This window comes from Mesorhizobium sp. WSM4308 (assembly GCF_002294905.1).
Lineage (GTDB): Bacteria > Pseudomonadota > Alphaproteobacteria > Rhizobiales > Rhizobiaceae > Mesorhizobium.
In genome coordinates this window covers 145,851-163,855 of the sequence record NZ_NSFW01000011.1, presented here as the reverse complement: position 1 = coordinate 163,855, position 18,005 = coordinate 145,851, and the positions used below count along the sequence as shown (strand labels likewise).

At 62.4% G+C, this 18,005-nt stretch carries 16 protein-coding genes; 6 read left to right on the top strand and 10 right to left on the bottom strand.

What is annotated here, in order from left to right; genetic code table 11:
- Nucleotides 1–38 precede the first annotated feature (38 nt).
- The 3 genes from CK227_RS21320 (at nucleotide 39) to CK227_RS21310 (ending at nucleotide 3,670) form a co-directional block, all read left to right on the top strand.
- On the top strand, nucleotides 39–2,108 hold the full coding sequence (locus CK227_RS21320; RefSeq protein ID WP_095772952.1) for an ASKHA domain-containing protein: 2,070 nt from the start codon (nucleotides 39–41) through the stop codon (nucleotides 2,106–2,108).
- Nucleotides 2,109–2,296: 188 nt separating this feature from the next.
- The gene (locus CK227_RS21315) at nucleotides 2,297–2,482 is read left to right on the top strand and encodes a hypothetical protein (RefSeq protein WP_027046953.1); all 186 of its coding nucleotides are present in this window, start codon (nucleotides 2,297–2,299) and stop codon (nucleotides 2,480–2,482) included.
- A gap of 231 nt (nucleotides 2,483–2,713) precedes the next feature.
- Nucleotides 2,714–3,670 (top strand): alpha/beta hydrolase, encoded by a 957-nt coding sequence (locus CK227_RS21310; protein ID WP_095772953.1) that lies wholly within the window; start codon nucleotides 2,714–2,716, stop codon nucleotides 3,668–3,670.
- A gap of 21 nt (nucleotides 3,671–3,691) precedes the next feature.
- Here CK227_RS21310 and CK227_RS21305 read toward each other — a convergent pair whose 3' ends face one another.
- Nucleotides 3,692–4,591 (bottom strand): LysR substrate-binding domain-containing protein, encoded by a 900-nt coding sequence (locus tag CK227_RS21305; protein WP_010910020.1) that lies wholly within the window; start codon nucleotides 4,589–4,591, stop codon nucleotides 3,692–3,694.
- 230 nt (nucleotides 4,592–4,821) lie between these two features.
- Here CK227_RS21305 and CK227_RS21300 point away from each other — a divergent pair, with 230 nt between their 5' ends.
- The 3 genes from CK227_RS21300 (at nucleotide 4,822) to CK227_RS21285 (ending at nucleotide 6,764) form a co-directional block, all read left to right on the top strand.
- Nucleotides 4,822–5,007, top strand: a complete 186-nt coding sequence (locus CK227_RS21300; protein WP_095772954.1) for a hypothetical protein — start codon at nucleotides 4,822–4,824, stop codon at nucleotides 5,005–5,007.
- A gap of 337 nt (nucleotides 5,008–5,344) precedes the next feature.
- Nucleotides 5,345–5,479, top strand: a complete 135-nt coding sequence (locus CK227_RS37840; RefSeq protein ID WP_080512035.1) for a hypothetical protein — start codon at nucleotides 5,345–5,347, stop codon at nucleotides 5,477–5,479.
- A 283-nt stretch (nucleotides 5,480–5,762) separates the two neighbouring features.
- The gene (locus tag CK227_RS21285) at nucleotides 5,763–6,764 is read left to right on the top strand and encodes a GlxA family transcriptional regulator (protein WP_095772955.1); all 1,002 of its coding nucleotides are present in this window, start codon (nucleotides 5,763–5,765) and stop codon (nucleotides 6,762–6,764) included.
- Nucleotides 6,765–6,772: 8 nt separating this feature from the next.
- Here CK227_RS21285 and CK227_RS21280 read toward each other — a convergent pair whose 3' ends face one another.
- The 9 genes from CK227_RS21280 to CK227_RS21240 form a co-directional block, all read right to left on the bottom strand.
- Nucleotides 6,773–7,570: an ABC transporter ATP-binding protein gene (locus tag CK227_RS21280; protein ID WP_095773114.1), complete on the bottom strand. Its 798-nt coding sequence runs from the start codon at nucleotides 7,568–7,570 to the stop codon at nucleotides 6,773–6,775.
- The gene (locus CK227_RS21275) at nucleotides 7,567–8,340 is read right to left on the bottom strand and encodes an ABC transporter permease (RefSeq protein ID WP_095772956.1); all 774 of its coding nucleotides are present in this window, start codon (nucleotides 8,338–8,340) and stop codon (nucleotides 7,567–7,569) included. The genes CK227_RS21280 and CK227_RS21275 overlap by 4 nt, the downstream gene beginning before the upstream one ends.
- Nucleotides 8,341–8,427: 87 nt before the next feature.
- Nucleotides 8,428–9,378, bottom strand: coding sequence for an ABC transporter substrate-binding protein (locus CK227_RS21270; RefSeq protein WP_095772957.1), 951 nt, complete (start codon nucleotides 9,376–9,378; stop codon nucleotides 8,428–8,430).
- Between the two features lie 211 nt (nucleotides 9,379–9,589).
- Nucleotides 9,590–10,438, bottom strand: a complete 849-nt coding sequence (locus CK227_RS21265) for a DUF1194 domain-containing protein (protein ID WP_095772958.1) — start codon at nucleotides 10,436–10,438, stop codon at nucleotides 9,590–9,592.
- A 94-nt stretch (nucleotides 10,439–10,532) separates the two neighbouring features.
- Nucleotides 10,533–13,094, bottom strand: a complete 2,562-nt coding sequence (locus tag CK227_RS21260) for an FAD-dependent oxidoreductase (protein WP_095772959.1) — start codon at nucleotides 13,092–13,094, stop codon at nucleotides 10,533–10,535.
- A 163-nt stretch (nucleotides 13,095–13,257) separates the two neighbouring features.
- Nucleotides 13,258–14,328, bottom strand: a complete 1,071-nt coding sequence (locus tag CK227_RS21255) for a glycoside hydrolase family 19 protein (protein WP_095772960.1) — start codon at nucleotides 14,326–14,328, stop codon at nucleotides 13,258–13,260.
- 212 nt (nucleotides 14,329–14,540) lie between these two features.
- The gene (locus tag CK227_RS21250; protein WP_095772961.1) at nucleotides 14,541–15,299 is read right to left on the bottom strand and encodes an FkbM family methyltransferase; all 759 of its coding nucleotides are present in this window, start codon (nucleotides 15,297–15,299) and stop codon (nucleotides 14,541–14,543) included.
- Entirely contained in the window at nucleotides 15,296–16,528 is a 1,233-nt protein-coding gene (locus CK227_RS21245; RefSeq protein WP_095772962.1) for a glycosyltransferase 87 family protein, read from the bottom strand. The genes CK227_RS21250 and CK227_RS21245 overlap by 4 nt, the downstream gene beginning before the upstream one ends.
- A 25-nt stretch (nucleotides 16,529–16,553) precedes the next feature.
- Complete coding sequence (locus tag CK227_RS21240; protein WP_179296437.1) at nucleotides 16,554–17,984, bottom strand: aspartate aminotransferase family protein; 1,431 nt, start codon at nucleotides 17,982–17,984, stop codon at nucleotides 16,554–16,556.
- Nucleotides 17,985–18,005 lie beyond the last annotated feature (21 nt).

The following is an 18,005-nucleotide window of genomic DNA, read 5'->3' as shown; positions in this document are numbered from 1 at the left end:
AAACGGTATCGACAATCCCTTCCGAGACACGTGTACGCATGAACTCGCCTGCCAACATTACCGATCCACTCGTGCTGTTCATGCCGTCGGGCAAGCGCGGGCGGTTTCCTGTCGGCACGCCGGTGCTTGATGCCGCGCGCCAGCTCGGCGTCTATGTCGAGAGCGTGTGCGGCGGCCGCGCCACATGCGGGCGCTGCCAGATCGAGGTGCAGGAAGGCAATTTCGCCAAGCACAAGATCGTCTCCTCCAACGACCACATCTCGCCCAAGGGACCGAAGGAAGAGCGCTACGAGCGCGTGCGCGGCCTGCCTGAGCGGCGCCGCCTCTCCTGCTCGGCGCAGATCCTCGGCGACCTCGTCATCGACGTCCCGCAGGACACCGTCATCAACGCGCAGACCATCCGCAAGGATGCCGACACCAGGGTGATCGCCCGCGATACGGCGATACGCATGTGCTATGTCGAGATCGAAGAGCCCGACATGCACAAACCGCTCGGCGACCTCGACCGGCTGAAGATCGCGCTGATGAAGGATTGGGGCTTCAAAAACCTCGAATTCGATTTCTACCTGCTGCCGCAGGTGCAAGGCATATTGCGCAAGGGCAACTGGACCGCGACCGCCGCCATCCACAAGGATGCCGACAGCGACATCGCGCGCGTCATCGCCTTGTGGCCTGGCCTCAAGAACGAGGCCTACGGGCTGGCCTGCGACATCGGCTCGACCACCATCGCCATGCATCTGGTGTCGCTCCTGTCGGGCCGAGTCGCCGCCTCGTCCGGCACCTCGAACCCGCAGATCCGCTTCGGCGAGGATCTGATGAGCCGCGTCTCCTATGTGATGATGAACCCGGACGGCCGCGAAGGCATGACGGTGGCCGTGCGCGAGGCGATCTCCAGCCTCATCGACAAGGTGTGCGCGGAGGGCAATGTCCAGCGCAACGACATTCTGGATTCCGTATTCGTCGGCAATCCGATCATGCACCATCTGTTCCTCGGCATCGATCCGACCGAACTCGGCGGCGCCCCCTTCGCGCTCGCCGTCTCGGGCGCGGTGCGGATCAAGGCCTCCGACATCGGCCTCAAGCTCAACCAGGGTGCGCGCCTCTATATGCTGCCCTGCATCGCCGGCCATGTCGGCGCCGACGCGGCGGCGGTGACGCTGTCGGAAGGCCCGCATCGCCAGGACGAGATGATGCTGATCGTCGACGTCGGCACCAATGCCGAGATCGTGCTCGGCAACCGTGCGCGGGTCGTGGCGGCCTCCTCTCCGACCGGTCCGGCTTTCGAAGGCGCCGAAATCTCCGGCGGCCAGCGTGCCGCGCCCGGCGCCATCGAACGCGTGCGCATCGATCCCGACACGCTGGAGCCCAAATACCGCGTCATCGGCTCGGAACTGTGGTCCGACGAACCGGGCTTCCTGGAAAGCGTGCAGGCGACCGGCGTCACCGGCATCTGCGGCTCCGGCATCATCGAGGTGGTGGCGGAAATGTATCTTGCCGGCATCATTTCCGAGGACGGCGTGGTCGACGGATCGCTGAGTGCACGCTCGCCGCGCGTCACCGCCAATGGCCGCACCTTCTCCTATGTGCTCAAGGAAGGCGAGCCGAAGATCACCATCACCCAGACCGACGTGCGCGCCATCCAGCTCGCCAAGGCCGCACTCTATGCCGGCACCAAGCTGTTGATGGAAAAGCAGAATACCGACCATGTCGACCGCATCCACTTCGCCGGCGCCTTCGGCTCCTTCATCGATCCGAAATACGCCATGGTGCTGGGCCTGATCCCCGATTGCGAGCTCGACAAGGTTTCCGCCGTCGGCAACGCCGCAGGTGCTGGTGCGCGCATGGCGCTCTTGAACCGCGGCTATCGCCGCGAGATCGAGGAGACGGTGAGCCAGATCGAGAAGATCGAGACCGCGCTGGAGCCGAAATTCCAGGAGCATTTCGTCTACGCCATGGCGCTGCCCAACAAGATCGACCCGTTCCCGAAACTGTCGGCGGCCGTGAAACTGCCGCCGCGCAAGACGGTGAGCGAGGACGGCATCGCCGGCGACGCCACGCCGCGCCGGCGCTCGCGCGAAGGCCACGCGGCGAGGCGTGGCCGCGAATAGACGCGACCTTCACAGGCCGTCTCCAACCTCAAACTCATTTGCATGCAAATGTTTCCGGATCGACCGATCCGGAAACCGAAACACTGTTTTCGCGAAATCCATCCGATACATGGCAGGCGCATTTACCCCGCATCGAACGGCGGCCGAAGATATTCCTCGGTCGTCGCCGTTCTTCAAGGGAGATGAAAATGTCGATGTTCGAAAATCTCGGCCGCTTCGGCGTGACCATCAGGCAGAACCACGCCAGGAACAAGGCGATCCGCGCGCTGAACAGCCTGCCGGCGCATGTGCAGAAGGACATTGGCTGGCCGGCATCGCCGCCCAGCGATCCGCAGGCCGCGCTCACGTCGCTGCTTCTGGGCACGGCGCGCTGATGACCTTTGCCGACAAATGCGAATTGCTCGGCAGGCGCCGGGGATCTCGGAAATCCCCCGTCGCCACCAGCAACCGGCTGCGCGCGGCCCTTTTGCCGCGCCGCTGACGGCGGCGCGGATCACACCGCCGTGTGGACAGAGCGCAAATCTTGACATTTCGGGCGAGCGTACGATCTTCGGAAATAGTGGAGGTTTCTCTTAGTCGGCTGCAGCCGAAGTTCGTGTATCCGCATGCCAAGTTTCAAAAGCCACATCGTGTCCTTCGTGCTCAGGTACAGCCGCAAGAAGGCGTTTGCCAGCCCGGAAAACCTGAAGCGCTGGATCGCGGCCGCACGCAAGACCGAGGATCACCATCCGCCGGCCTCGCTGCATCAGCGTTTCGACATCCAGACGCGCACCGTCGACGGCTTTCCCGTCTACGAAATCGCCCCAAGAGGTGACGAGCAGAAGCGGATTCTCTACCTGCATGGCGGGGCCTATGTCTTTGAAATCACGCCCTATCACTGGCACCTGATTGCCGACATGGCCGACCGGCTCGGCCATGGCATCACGGTGCCGATCTATCCCATCGCCCCGGAGCACGATTTCCACGCCATGTTCGGCATGGTCGGCGACGTCTATCGCCAGATGCTCGACGAGACCGAGGCGGAAGACATCGTCTTCATGGGCGATTCCGCCGGTGGCAACATGGCGGTGGTGCTGACCATGATGGCCGCGGAAGAAGGCTTGCCCCTGCCCTCGCACCACGTGCTTATCTCGCCCGGCCTCGACATGTCGCTTTCCAACCCCGATCTGTTCGAGGCCGAGCGCAACGATCCCTGGCTCGGTATTCCCGGCGGTCTCGAAGCGATCCGGATGTACAGCGCCGGCATCGATCGCAGCGACTGGCACATCAGCCCGATTTACGGCGACCTGTCGGTGCTGCCGAAAACGCTGCTCTTGACCGGCTCGCGCGATCTCTTGACGCCCGACAATCTGATCTTCGCGCAAAAGGCGCGGGAAGCGGGTGTCGAGGTTGATGTCGTCCACGAGGAAGGCATGTTCCACGCCTGGCCGTTGATCGACATGCCGGAATCGCGACGTGCGCGACAGCGCATCGTCACGTTCCTCGGCGAGAGCCGCTCACCGGTCAGGCAAGACAGGAAAACGAGGTCTCAAGCGCCCTCCGCCGAGGCGGCGGCGGAGTAGCGCTTTCGATCCGGCGACAGATCAGAACTTGCCGGTTTCCCGGAACACTTCGAAGGTCGCGCGGATGTGGTCGGCGACGGCCTTGACCGGCGCGCTGGCGTCCGGCGCCACCACCATGGCGAGGTTGTAGGTGCCGATATCGGGCATGCCGTCCTTCGGGCAGAGTTCGACCATATCGTTGCCGAGGAATGATCGCGGCAGCGGCGCGACCGCGAGGTCGGCCATGATCGCGGCACGCTGGCCTGCCGTATGCGCGCTCATATAGGCGACGCGGTAGTTGCGGCCCTCGCGTCCCAGCGCTTCGAGCGCGCCGGCACGCCAGGCGCAGCCCTCTTCCCACAGCGAAACCGGCAAGGGCTCGCGCAGATGCGCGCAGCCGCCCTTGGCGCCTGCCCACACGATCGGCTCGGTCAAAAGCACTTCGGCGCCGAGTGCGCTGGTCTTGTAGGAGTTGGTCAGAAGCGTGATGTCGAGCGCGCGGTCGTCCATGCGCCGGCGCAGATTGCTGCTCTGGTCTATGGTGACGTCGACGGCGATCGAGGGATGCGACTGCGCGAAACGCTTCAGCACATGCGGCAGCACGCGCTCGCCGTAATCATCCGGCGAGCCGAGCCGCACCACCCCGACAATCTCGGGAATGATGAACTTCGACACCACCTCGCGGTTGATCGACAGCAGCCGGCGGGCATAGCCGAGCAGCATCTCGCCGTCCGTGGTCAGCGATACGGAACGCGCATCGCGCGCGAACACCGAACGGCCGAGAATGTCCTCCAGCTTCTTGATCTGCATGGAGACGGCGGACGGTGTGCGGAAGACGGCATTGGCGGCGGTGGTGAAGCTGCCGGTCTCGGCAATCGCCACGAAAGTGCGCAAAACGTCGAGATCGAGGAGCGGCAGCGGATGATTGAGCGGGGCGTTCATGGGAAGCGACCTTCAATTTTTCTGATACAAAGCATCATTCCATTTCGTTTGATTGAACACCGGATCAGGAGGATAGTCAACTCCATCGATTGAGGTTGCTGCCACAAGCAGCCATGAAACGACCATGTCACAGGCCTGCAATCGACATGAAATGGGGTTGAAACACGCCGCGTGTAAGCCCCCACATCAAAGGCCGGAATGTCTCCGGCCCGGCACCTAAGGAGAATGAAATGTCTATCCTCTCGTCCCTCGGTCGCATCGCGACTGAATTCAGCGCGGCACGCGCCCGCTACCAGACCGAACGCGCCATCCATTCCCTGCCGATCGAATTGCAGAAGGATATCGGCTGGCCAGAAGCCGCCGACACCAAGACCGGCATTCGCAACGGCGTCGGATCCTGGGCTGGAGCAAAGTAAATCGTGTGTACCCTGTGCTGAAGGCCTGCCGCGCAGCCCGCCGGCAGGCCTTTTCTATTTTATTTGCGTTCAAATGATTTCCTAAGCCATGCCGCCGCTGCATGGCGCATATGAACAAGCCGCATAGCGGCCTGTTTTCGAACTAACTTCCTGTAAACAATCGCAAATCCTAGGCACCTTGCCCAAATTTGTCGCAATCCGTGTCGCATTTCATATCAAGCGCTTCGTTTTTGCGATTTAGTTTTACACAACACAAGCCTATATCACCGCCAGCAAACGAGCTGCCCCACTCCATCAAGCGAAGGCGACCCGTCTGAGCAACCGATAGGAGATGATGATGAAGCTTTTTGCCCGCCTCTTTACCCGCCGCGAAATGAACCTGACCACCGCTCTCGAGCGCCAGCGCCTTGCCAACACCATGCCCGGCCAGACCGGTGCGATGGCTGCGGCGCGGCTCGGCTTCGTCGCCTGACTATTTTCCAGGCAGCGTCTCCCTGCCGCTGCTTCAAGAACTGTAACGCCGCCTGGCTCCAGCCACGGCGGCGTTTTTTGTCTTGCCTTTGTACATTTTGCCTGTCGCGTGAACAGTTGATGCAGCTCCCCTGAGCACTGCCGCACACTGATTGCCCATTTGCGACCCATGTCGCAAATTTTGTCTCACTGAGGCAGCGCAGACGATTGACAGCCAAGGTTTTTCCTGATGTCGCTATGCTATTCGCGACATCCTGTTCGCGCCATGGCCAGGTGAGGTTCCCGTGAACGCCATCAAGCATCCGATCAAGCGATCGTTTGTCTTTTTCCTTGTCCCCGATTTCACCATGATCGCTTTTGCGACCGCACTCGACCCGCTGCGCTCCGCCAACCGCATGCTCGGCTACGAGGCCTATCGCTGGCGGCTGGCCAGCATCGACGGCAAGCCGGTGCGCGCCTCGAACGGCGTCGAATGCGCGGTCAACACCTCGCTGGAGGAAGAGCGCAAGAAGATGGCGGGCCCCGACCGGCCCAACATGGCCATCGTCTGCAGCGGCATCGATGTCGAGCGCTACCATAACAAATCGGCCTTCGCCTGGCTGCGCGAGGAGTATAATCGTGGGGTCGCCGTTGGCGGCCTGTGCACCGGCGCGCACATCCTTGCCGCCGCCGGCCTCCTGTCCAACAAGCGCTGCGCCATCCATTGGGAAAACCTGCCGGGCTTTTCCGAGGCGTTCCCGAAGGCCAATGTCTTTGCCGACCTCTTCGAAGTCGACCAGAACATCTATACCTGCGCCGGCGGCACCGCCGCGCTCGACATGATGCTGAAGCTGATCGGCGACGATTTCGACGAGAGCCTCGTCAACCGGGTCTGCGAACAGGTGCTGACCGATCGCGTGCGCAGCCCGACCGACCGCCAGCGCCTGCCGCTGCGAGCCCGTCTCGGCGTGCAGAACTCGAAAGTGCTGACCATTATCGAGCTGATGGAAGGCAATCTCTCCGAGCCGCTGTCGCTGATCGAGATCGCCGACCATGTCGACCTTTCGCGTCGCCAGATCGAGCGCCTGTTCCGCACAGAGATGGGTCGTTCCCCTGCCCGCTACTATCTGGAGATCCGCCTCGACCGCGCCCGGCATCTGCTGATCCAGTCCTCAATGCCGGTGGTCGAGGTGGCGGTCGCCTGCGGCTTCGTCTCGGCCTCGCATTTCTCGAAGTGCTACCGCGAGCTCTACGCCCGCTCGCCGCAGCAGGAGCGTGTCGACCGCAAGCAGTTGCTGGCGGCCTGATCGCCGGATCAGGCCTCGGCCGGCTGCGTCTGTGCCGTGCGCATCGCCTCGACCCGGATGTCCTCGGTCAGCCGCGCTTTCAGCGCCGAGAATTCCGGGCTGGTCTTCAGCGTGTAGTGGCGCGGATGCGGCAGGTCGATGGCGACATCCGATTTGATGCTGCCGGGCCGCGCCGTCATCACGATGACGCGCGAGGCCATGAAGATCGCCTCCTCGATATCGTGGGTGACGAACAGCACCGTCTTCTTGCGCCGCTCCCAGATGCCGAGAAGCAGCTCCTGCATCAGCCCGCGCGTCTGGTTGTCGAGCGCGCCAAACGGCTCGTCCAGCAACAGGATCTCGGGATCGTTGGCGAGCGCACGGGCGATCGCCGTGCGCTGCTGCATGCCGCCGGAGAGTTGCTTCGGCCAATGATTTTCAAATCCCCTCAGCCCGACCAGATCGACATAGGAGGCGACGATGTCGTCCCGCTCCTTCGGCGCCATGCCGCGTTCGCGCAGGCCAAAGGCGATGTTCTCAGTCACCGTCAGCCACGGGAACAGCGTGTAGGACTGGAAGACCATGCCGCGATCGGGTCCCGGCCGCGTCACGGCCTTGTCGTCGAGCAGCACGCGGCCTTCACTGGGCGCCTCCAGGCCGGCGACAATTCTAAGCAGTGTCGACTTTCCGCAGCCGGACGGCCCCAGAATGGTGATGAAGTCGTTGGCGGCGACCGCCAGATCGATCGGCATCAGTGCCTTGACCGGCGGTCCGCCACGCACGCCGGCAAAGGTGCGCGAGACGCCCTCGATGAGAAGCTTGCTCACGCCAGGCTCCATGGAAAGAGCCAGCGGTTGAACGCCTTGAAGGCGAAGTCGGACAACAGCCCGATCAGCCCGATGACGATGATGCCGAAAATGATCTGTCCGGTCGCCAGCCGCGACTGGCTGTTGATGATCATGTAGCCGATGCCGGAGGACGAACCGATCAGCTCGGCGACGATGACATAAGTCCAGGCCCAGCCGAGCACCAGCCGCAGCGTCTCGGCGATTTCGGGCGCGTTGGCCGGCATGATCACCCGTTTGACGATGCCGTTGCTCGTCGAGCCCAGCGTATAGGCGGCCTCGACCAGATCGCGCCGCGTCGAGCCGACCTTGACGGCGATGATCAGGATGATCTGGAACACCGAGCCGACGAAGATGACCAGCAGCTTTTCCAGTTCGCCTATGCCGGCCCACAGGATCAGCAGCGGAATGAAGGCCGAGGCCGGCAAATAGCGGGCGAAGGAGACGAAGGGTTCCAGGAACGCTTCCACCGGCTTCCAGGCGCCCATGGCGATGCCGATCGGCACGGCGACGACCGAGGCCAGCACGAAGCCGCCGAAGACGCGCCAGATGGTGATCAATATGTCGAGCCAGAAGCGGTCCTCGACCAGCAGCCGCCAGCCATCCCTGAGCATTGATAGCGGATCGGCGAGGAAGATGCGGTTGACGTGGCCGCCAAGCGTGATCCAGGCCCAGAAGGCAATAAACAGCACGAAAAAGGAAATGCCGAGCACGGTTCGCAGGCTCGGCGAGACTGGATGCAAGGGGCGCATCTTCACATCGTCCCCATCAAATGGTCACGTGTCGAGGAAAGAGCGGCGGCGCCGGACGCCGCCGCACGATGGGCAAAGGCCTGACGATCAGTTCGCCACCGCGCTGGTGTCGGCCAGCGTGGCGACGTCGGGCGCTTCCTTGATCAGCCCCATCTGCAGCAGCAACTCGCCCGCGGTCTTGGAAAAATCCTGGAATTCCTTGGTGAAGAACTGCTGGTTCTCGGCCTTGTCGGCCCATTTCAGGTACTTCGCCGAATCCTCGAATTCCTTGGCCGACTGCTTCACGTCGGCGCCCATGATCTCATAGGATTTCTGCGGGTCCTTCTTGATCAGGTCGAGCGCCTCGAAATAGCTGTCGGCCAGCGCCCTGGCGGCGTCGGGATTGGCCTTGAGGAATTCGGGCGTGCAGCCGACCGTGTCGAGCACCATCGGATAGTCGAGCGTGGTCGCCAGTATGTGGCCCTGGTCGGCCTTGTCGCGCACGGCCGAGATGAACGGCTCATAGGTGACCGCCGCATCGTTCTGGCCGGCGAGGAAGGCTTGCGCCGCCGCGTCCGGCTCCAGATTGACTACCGTCACGTCCTTGGTCGACATGCCGTTCTTGTTCAGCACCCAGGCGAGCAGGAAATAGGGCGACGTGCCCGGAGCCGAGGAGGCGACGTTCTTGCCCTTGAGATCGGCGACCGTCTTGATGTCGTTGCGCACGACGATGCCGTCGGCGCCATAGGATTTGTCGAGCTGGAAGATCTGCTTGGTGGTCACCCCGCTGGCGTTCCACACCAGCCACGTCTCGACGGTAGTGGCGGCGCATTGCAGGTCGCCGCTGGCGATGGCCAGCGGACGGCTGGCCTGCGGCACCTTCTTCAAGGTCACGTCGAGGCCGTGCTTCTCGAAGAGGCCCGCCTGCTTGGCGAGCGTCAGCGGTGCGAAGCCGGTCCAGCCGCTGATGCCGATGGTGACCGATGTGGCGGCCATCACCGGCGCGGACAGACCGGCGGCAAGCGTCAAAGTCGCGGCGAAAACGGCGATTCTGTTCATGTCGGTTCCCCTTTTGTTTCTCTGGGCGAAATTGTTCACAGACGCCCGTCGGCTTGTCAATCAACAGGAACGTGTCGGCTGCTGCCAGCAGGCTCGCCTCACCACTTGCGTTGGACAGAATTGAAGCCCTGCCCGTGGACAGTCGCCGCAACGGCGCTCGGCCGAAGAGCTGCGATCGGGTCGGTCGTCACCGTTGGTTGGCTCGCTCGGCTCAGCGGCTGTCGAGCATCCAGTTGCGGTTTCGCCACATTTTCTCGCCGATCTGGCAGTCGGCGGCGGGCTTGTCCTGCGCCAGCACCACCGGCGGATGATCGGCCTCCTCCGCCGCCCATTGCGGTGAGGTCGGGCCGGCAAGCTCCAGCACCAGTTTGCGGCGAATGGCTTCGGGAAATTGCGTCCAGTCGTTGACCGGGATCATGAAGGCGCCCGGGCCGCCGATGACGCAGTCGCTGTAGTAGCGGTCAAGATCGTTGACGTCGTAAGCGCCGGAAAGGCCACCCCGGGTCATCAGCGGCAGGCCGTTGATGACGATGCCTTGTCTGACCACGCCGTCGCGGGTGAGATTGACCGGAGCGCCCTGGTTGTTGGGCCCGTCGCCGGAAATGTCGATGACCCGCTTGGTCCCCTGGTAGCCGCTTTCGGCGAACAGATCGCTGCCGAATTCCAGCGCGCCGGAGATCGAGGTGCGCCGCGCGCTGTTCGGCGGCTGCGCCGACAATTGCGCGACCACCCGCTCCGCGTCGGCTCGGGTTGCGATGACAGTCCATGGCACGATGACGCGTTGCCATGTGGTGCCGGCCCATTCGACATAGGTGACGGCGATCTTGCCATGGGCGCCATCGGCGATCGCCTGCAGCACATTGTCATGCGTCAGCGCCGCCGCGTAGCCATGGCGCTGGATCTCGAGCTCGTCCGCCGACATCGACAGCGAAACGTCGACCGCCAGCACCAGCTCGACATCGACCGGCTCATCCGCGCGGGACCCCGGCGTCAGCGAAAGCATCAGAGCCAGCGCGGCGCAGCCGGAAAGCAGATGTCTCGCGCGCGATAAAGCAGACATGCCGCAAGGGTAAGCGAAAACCGCCCGCTTAAAAAGACAAAAGCCCGGCTCGCAGCCAGGCTTTTGCAATAAGTCCCGTGGTCCGCCCGACCGATCAGCTGCGCGGCTTGAGGTTCTCCGGGTCATAGAGCGGCTTGTAGCCGACGCCGGCGACCTCGACCGGATAGGTCTCGCCGAAATATTCGACCTCAAGCTTGCGGCCTTCCTGCGCATATGAATGCGGCAGATAGGCGAGCGCGATGTTCTTGCCGATCGTCGGCCCATAGGCGACCGAGGTGGTGAAGGAGCGGCGGCCGAGCTCGTCGACCAGCGTCTCACCGGTAGCCGGATCCAGCACCGGCATCGTGCCAACGGGATAACGCGCCACGCCCTTGGAATCGGTGTTTTCGGTCATCACCAGCGTGCACAAAGTCGCCGGCTGGTACTCGCGGGCGCGGTATTCAACATGCTTGGCCTTGCCGCAGAAATCGTTCTCCTTGACCTTCGGACGCGCGAGGTCGGCTTCCAACAGATTGTACTCGGTCAGAAGGTCGGCATTCTGCAGGCGCAGGCTCTTTTCCATGCGGCGCGTGTTGGCATAGGTCTCGACGCCGAACGGCATGACGCCGGTCGAGCGCAGTGCATCCCAGACGGCGAGGCCATCCTCGTAGCGCATATGCAGTTCCCAGCCCTGCTCGCCGACATAGGAGATGCGGAAGGCGGTGACATCCTTGCCGCCGATCCTGACCGGCTTGATCGCCGCGAAGGGGAAATTCTCCAGCGAAAGGCCCTCGGGATTCTCGACCACCTTCTGCAAGGTGGTGCGGGCATTCGGACCCCAAATGCCGATGGTGACGTATTTCTCCGTCACATCGGTGACGGTGACGTCAAAGCCTTTGTCCTGCGCTGTGCGCTGCATGTAGCGGAAGTCGCGCGGGCCGGCATCGGCGCCGTCGATCACGCGGCAGCGGTCGGCCATGCGGATCACGGTGAAGTCGGCGCGCACCATGCCTTCCTCGTCGAGGAAGTGGGTGTAGATGCCCTTGCCGATGTTGTTGTCGCCGCCGATCTTGGCCGCGCACAGCCATTCCAGCAGCGCGACGTGGTCTGGCCCTTCGACGTCATACATCGAGAAATGCGACAGGTTGACGATGCCGCAATCCTCGCTCATCGCCAGATGCTCGGCATTGGAGACGCGCCAGAAATGGCGGTTGTCCCACTCGTTCTCGCGTACGGGAACGCGATTGCCATACTTCTCCAGCAGGTGCTCGTTGGCGGCGTAACCATGAGCACGCTCCCAGCCGCCCAGTTCCATGAAATAACCGCCGAGTTCCTTCTCGCGTTCCCAGAATGGCGAGCGCCTGATGTTGCGGCCCTTGGAGAACGGTTCGCGCGGATGCACAGCCGGATTGTAGACCTTCATCGCCGTCTCGGTGCAGCGATCCCAGATGAACTGTTCCTTCGTCTGGTGCGGATAGAAGCGCGCATAGTCGATGGCGTGATGGTCGATCGCGGTGCGGCCGTCCGTCATCCAGTCGGCTATCAGCTTGCCCATGCCGGGGCCATCCTTGACCCAGATGGCGACGGCATACCACAGCCCTCTCACCTTCTGGCTTTCGCCCATGGACGGGCCGCCATCGGCGGTCACCTGCAGCAGGCCGTTGAAGGAATGGCTTTCGTTGTAGCCGAGTTCGCCCAGGATCGGCGTCAGCTCCATGGCGCGTTCGAGCGGCGCCAGGATCTGCTCCATGTCGAGGTCGCGCTGCGACGGCGACAGCCGCGCCTCATGCTTTTCGAGGAGGTCGCGCGGATGGCAAAGGCGCGGGTTGTTTTCTTCGTAATAGCCCCACTCGATCTGGCCGCCCTCGGCTGTCTTGGGGTCGCCGGTGTCGCGCATATAGGCCGAATTGCCCTGGTCGCGCAGCAGCGGCCAGCCGATCTCCTTGCCGGTGCCGGCGAATTCGTTGTAGGGGCCGAAGAAAGTCAGGGGATGGTCGATCGGCATGACCGGCAGGTCCTCGCCAACCATTTCGGCGATCAGCCGGCCCCAGATGCCGGCGCACACGATGACATAGTCGGCCTCGATCGTGCCGCGATCGGTCACCACGGCGCTGATGCGGCCGTCCTTGACCACGAGCGACTTGGCCGGCGTGTTGGCGAAGGATTTGAGCTTACCCGACGCTTCCGCCTGGTCGACCAGCTTGCCGGCGACGGTCTGCGAGCGCGGGATGACCAGACCTGCGTCCGGATCCCAAAGGCCGCCCTGCACCATCCCCTCTTCGATCAGCGGGAACTTCTCCTTGATCTCGGCCGGCTCGATCAGGCGCGCGCGCGTGCCAAAGGCCTTTGCCGAGGCGATCTTGCGCTTGATCTCGTCCATGCGGCCATCGTCGCCGAGGCGAGCCACTTCGAGGCCGCCGATGCGGGCGTAATGACCCATCTTCTCGTAGAAATCGATGGAATAAAGTGTCGTCCAGCAGGACAGGAAATCGTGGCTGGTGGTGTAGCAGAAATCGGAAGCGTGCGCGGTCGAGCCGATATCGGTCGGGATGCCCGATTTGTCGATGCCGACAATATCGGTCCAGCCACGTTCGATCAGGTGATGGGCGATCGACGCGCCGACAATACCGCCAAGGCCAATGATAACGACCTTCGCCTTTTTCGGAAACTCTGCCATTGCCCGCGACTCCAAAGTGATAAAGCGGGCGGACTATAGGGCGGAGCGATAGCGCTGATGAAGCCTGTTTGCGACATTGGCAAAAAGCCGAGCGACCAGACAGCTGCGGACAAGGCGATTTGTCGCCAGTGGCAACTCAAACGCATTGGGTCGTTCGAAGGCGCTACGGCTGCGAAGCCTGCGCGGATTGATCTCCCACGGTTTCGCGCAGGATTGCCTCAAGCTTGACTGCAGCATCCGCGATATCTGACGCGTGGCCCAATCCACCCACAACATGCCGGGCGTTATAATAGTCTGCTTTGTCGGCGGTGATGTAATCCGCAAGCTTCTTGCCGGTAAAGCGGCCATCGAACATCGCCAGGGAAGTGATGCGATAGGCTATTTGCGGATCGACCGCGAGTTCAGGATGGTCGACCAGATCGATGTTCAATGCCGAGCCCATGAATTGATAATTGTTTCGGCCGGTTATTTGAAGATAGCCGCGCCCCCTGTATCGGGCACCATCGCCAGGTGAAGTGTTGCCGAGGGCGGAACCAAAAGGCGAATCCGGTCCATACTTCCCTTCCAGCGAAGCATCCGTCCCCATCTCGGTAACCGTCGAAAAAGAATTGGCTGTTTCAAACCTGATGGTTGCCAGAACGTATGCCACCTGGCGGATGTCTTGGGCTGACACGTCCTTTGAAATGTCCTGGAAAAGCTGGGTCAGATTGTCAACGGTGCGTTGCGTGATGGTTCCGAATGCCTGTTTGTAACGCTCAAAGAAAACCTTCATGTCGCTCGCGCTTACTGGAACAACGGGACCGCCAGGACGTGGCAGAAAAGGCGCATCTTCAGACGTGAGTTTGCCGATCACGCCTGTCGGATCATCGATGAGCTGAATTTTCGCCAGAAACTGCAAATTCCTGAGCGAAACCGCTGGATCGCCTGTTTCCCACGCTTTGAGAATAAGGGACCCTTTGCTCTTCTCGCGCTCCAACGCCAGATTTGCGCTCGCCTGCATGGAATTCGTCACCTGCGTGACCACAAATCCTGCAATGGCAGTTATCAGAACTGGCGTCAGCGGTGCTGATAGGAATCTATACCATGCCCTTTTCTCAATGAGTTCTGCTTCTTTCAGCTTTATGTCGGCGCTCTTCAGGCCAAGATCCGCCTCCTTCAACCGGTCATCAATCGCGGGCTGGAGTCCTAGGCCAAGGGGATTGCTGGCAGGCTTCTTCGCCGCGGCTTTGACCATCTTTGCTCACGTCCAGTATTTCGTGTGCCAAGTTTCGCTAGAAATCCGAGAAACAACCGAACCAAGAGAGCCACAGAACAGCCTAAACAATATCCGCGCGGAAAGCAGCTGTCCACGCCCCATTGGCGGCTCTTCACCCCAAGATAACGCCAAATAAAGAAATATCGGCGGCATTGCCCGGGCCGATTCATTTCCATCCGGTCGCCGATGTCTTACGCGAAGGCCCAGATATCCTCGGCCTGGAAACCAACCTGGTAGCCCGCCGTCTTCAGCTTGACCACGACCTGGCCGATCTCCGCCGCCGGCAGCGCGCCGACTTCGACCTTGATCATGCCGGGACGATAGCGTTTCAGATCAAGCTGTTCGAAGACGATCCAGTCCGCACCCTCGCAATCGACGAGGAAGGCGTCGATATGGCTGATGCCGTTGCGGTCGAGCAGCGTCTGCAGCGTTTCCGACGGCACCTCGATATCCCTGAGGTGCGGTGCGAACTTGTTGAAATTGGCGTCGGCCTCGCCCCAGGCGTTCTTGCCCGACATCAGATTGGTGTCGGTGAACGAGGAGCAGCCGATAAACTCGATCGGCAGCGTGCCGGCCTCGAGCGCCGCGGCATCGAACGTGTGGACGGTGATCGTGCCCCTGGTCCTTGTCACCGCCACCGGCTCGATGATGAAGCGCTCCGTATCGGGATAGTTGGCGCGCAGGCGTTTCTGGTTGTACGGGATCGGCTCGACCAGCATGGCGCGGGCGCCGGCAATCCTGTGCAGCCACGGCGTCACATCGTCGAACAGCGCGCCGTCGCAGGCGCCGACATTGACCATCTGGAACGGCTGCCCTGCCCCGCCGAAGCGCGCTTTCAGCGCCGCCTTCGCCAGGAATTTCGTGCCACGCAGCGACGGCCCGCGATCGAGCAGGCCCGAGGGAAGGCCGAGCGACAAGGCGATGCGCGCCAGGCTGGATAGCGAACTCATGGCTTGTCTCCCGGAATGACGTGCAAGGCCGCGCGATGCTGGCCGCGGGCCGATGCTGCCCACAGCGCCATGAACGGCGTTGCCAGCAGCAGGAAGGGCGGCATCAGATGCGGGAAATAGATACGCGTGTCATGGATCGGAAAGACCGTGAACTTCGCCAGCGCACCCAGCACCAGCGCCGCGAACAGGATGCCTGCACGCCGGTCGAGCCTAAAACCGGCGCGGCTGGTGGCAAACCAGCCGGCCAGCGCCAGCACCGAAACGCCGACCCAGCTGTTCAAATTGACGGCGCGCAGCAGCGATGTGGCAAACGCCCTGAGATAGGCGGTGACCGAGAACGCCGGCTCGAACCCGTCCATATTGTAGTGCTGCTCGATGCTCGAGAACCACAGATGCGGCCACCAGCCAGGATGCTGGGCCCAGTGCGAAATGGCGAAATAGGCGATGAAGGACGCGGCAAAGCCGGCCAGCGCGCCCCACGCCTTCTGCCGGAACGCGACCAACAGCACCGAGAATATGGCAAGGAAAACAATATTGTCCGGCCGCACCATGAAGGCGAGGAAGAGCAGGATCGCCGTCGCCGGCTCGCGGCCTCTGACATAGGCGTAGAGCCCGCCGAGCAGCAGCGCCGACGTCAGCAGGTCCGGCGTCGAAGCGCGCGCCGCATCGCCGAAATCAGCCATGATCAACACCGCGCCGATCACCGGCGCCAAGGCCAGGGCCTTTTCCCTGTGCAGCCAAAGCAGCGCGATCGCACCGAACAAAAGCACCGAAAACACCTGTACCAGCCGCATCGCCTCGACCGGCGACATCACCGCGCTCAGCGTCGACAGGATCTCGGCATAGAGGAATTTTATCCGGTACATGCCGAGCAGCGAATGAAAGTCGCCGGCATTCTCCGTCATGTGGCTGCGGAAGCCGCCGCCATCATCGGTCAGCGCCTTGTAGTCACCCGCCGACACGCCTGCCTTGACGGTGCTGTAGGCATAATCATGCAGCGCCCGCGCGTCGGGGTAGGTGCCCTCTTCGGCGATGGCAAGGTAGGGCAGCATGTCCCAATTGGCATCGGGCATCACCCACGCCGTGAATGCCGTCTGAAGGATGTAGAGCGCGAAGGCTACCGCGCCGATGGGTGCGGCCAAGCGCGCATAGGTCCCCTCGCCCCACGCCAGACCGGTCTCGGTGAGCCGGTCGAGCGGGTTTTTCGCAGCGGGAGACTTGGTCAGCATCTTTTTGTGCTCAACGGACTCTCTTCTAACGGACCTGGCTTTTGACGAAGTCCTTCACGATAGACACGATCCCGCGCGACAGCAGGCTGTCGAAGGCATCGGCGAAGTGGTCGACATGCTCGCGCTGGCAGATCAGCGGTGGCTCGAGTCGGATGACGTTGCGGTTGTATTCGGTAAAGGCGACGAGCACGTCGTAGTCGCGCAGCAGCAGCGCGCCGACAAAGCCTGACAGCGAGCCCTTCAGCTTGTCGTCGAGCATGCTGACCACCGGGCGCAGCACCATCGGCAAGGTCTGCGAGAAATCGTGGAACTCCAGGCCGACCATAAGGCCTTTGCCGCGCACGTCCTTGATGATCTTCGGGTACTTTTCCTTGAGCGCCTGCAGTCGCTGCAGCAGATAGTCGCCGGTGACCGCGGCGTTGTCGATCAGCCCCTCGTCATAAAGCACGTTGAGCGCCTCGATCGAGGTGACGCAGGCCTCGCCCATGCCGCCAAAGGTTGCCATGGCATGGATCATCGCCGTTTTCGGCGTGCCATAGGCCTTCATGTAAACGTCGCGCCTGGCGATCATCGCGCCGACAGCCGCCTTGCCGCCGCCGAGCGACTTGGCCAGCGCCGTCACGTCAGGCACGACGCCGTAATGTTCGAAGGCATAGAAGCGGCCCGAGCGGCCATAGCCGCACTGCACTTCGTCTGCGACCCACAGCACCCCATACTGATCGCAGAGCGCGCGCAGCTTCTGCCAGTATTGCGCCTCTGCCTGGATGATGCCGCCGCCGCCCTGGATGGTTTCGAGCACGATGACGCCAACCTCCGGATCCGAACGAAACAGGCTCTCGACCGCCTCGATGTCGCCGAAGGGAATGCGCACTGTATTGTCGGCCACCTTGAAATCGGCGCGGTAGAGCTGGCCGTCGGTGATGCCGAGCACGCCCTTGGTCTTGCCGTGGAAGGAATTCTCGGCATAGACGATCTTCGGCCGCTTCGGGCCGGCGGCGCGTTCGGCGAGCTTCACCGCCGCTTCCATCGCCTCCGAGCCGGACGAACCCAAGAACACCATGTCGAGATCGCCGGGCGAGCATTTGGCGAGGTTGTGCGCGAGCGCTGCCGCATATTGCGACATGAAGGCGATGGCGATTTCCTGGCGCTTCTCCTCCTGGAATTTTTTGCGTGCATCCAGGATACGCGGATGGTTGTGGCCGAAGGCCAGCGAACCGAAGCCGCCGAAGAAGTCGAGGATCTTGCGGCCGTTCTGATCGATGTAGAACATGCCTTCGGCGCGCTCGATCTTGATCTTGTGGAAGCCGAGCAGCTTCATGAAGTGCAGCTGGCCGGGATTGAGATGCGCCTTGAACAGGTCGGTCATGCGGGCGACATCCATCGCTTTGGCCTGCTCGACACTGATCAGGTCGGGCTTGGCTATTGCTGCGGGCGACAGTGCCGGCGCGCTCACCATGGTGCCCGCATTCGTCTGTTC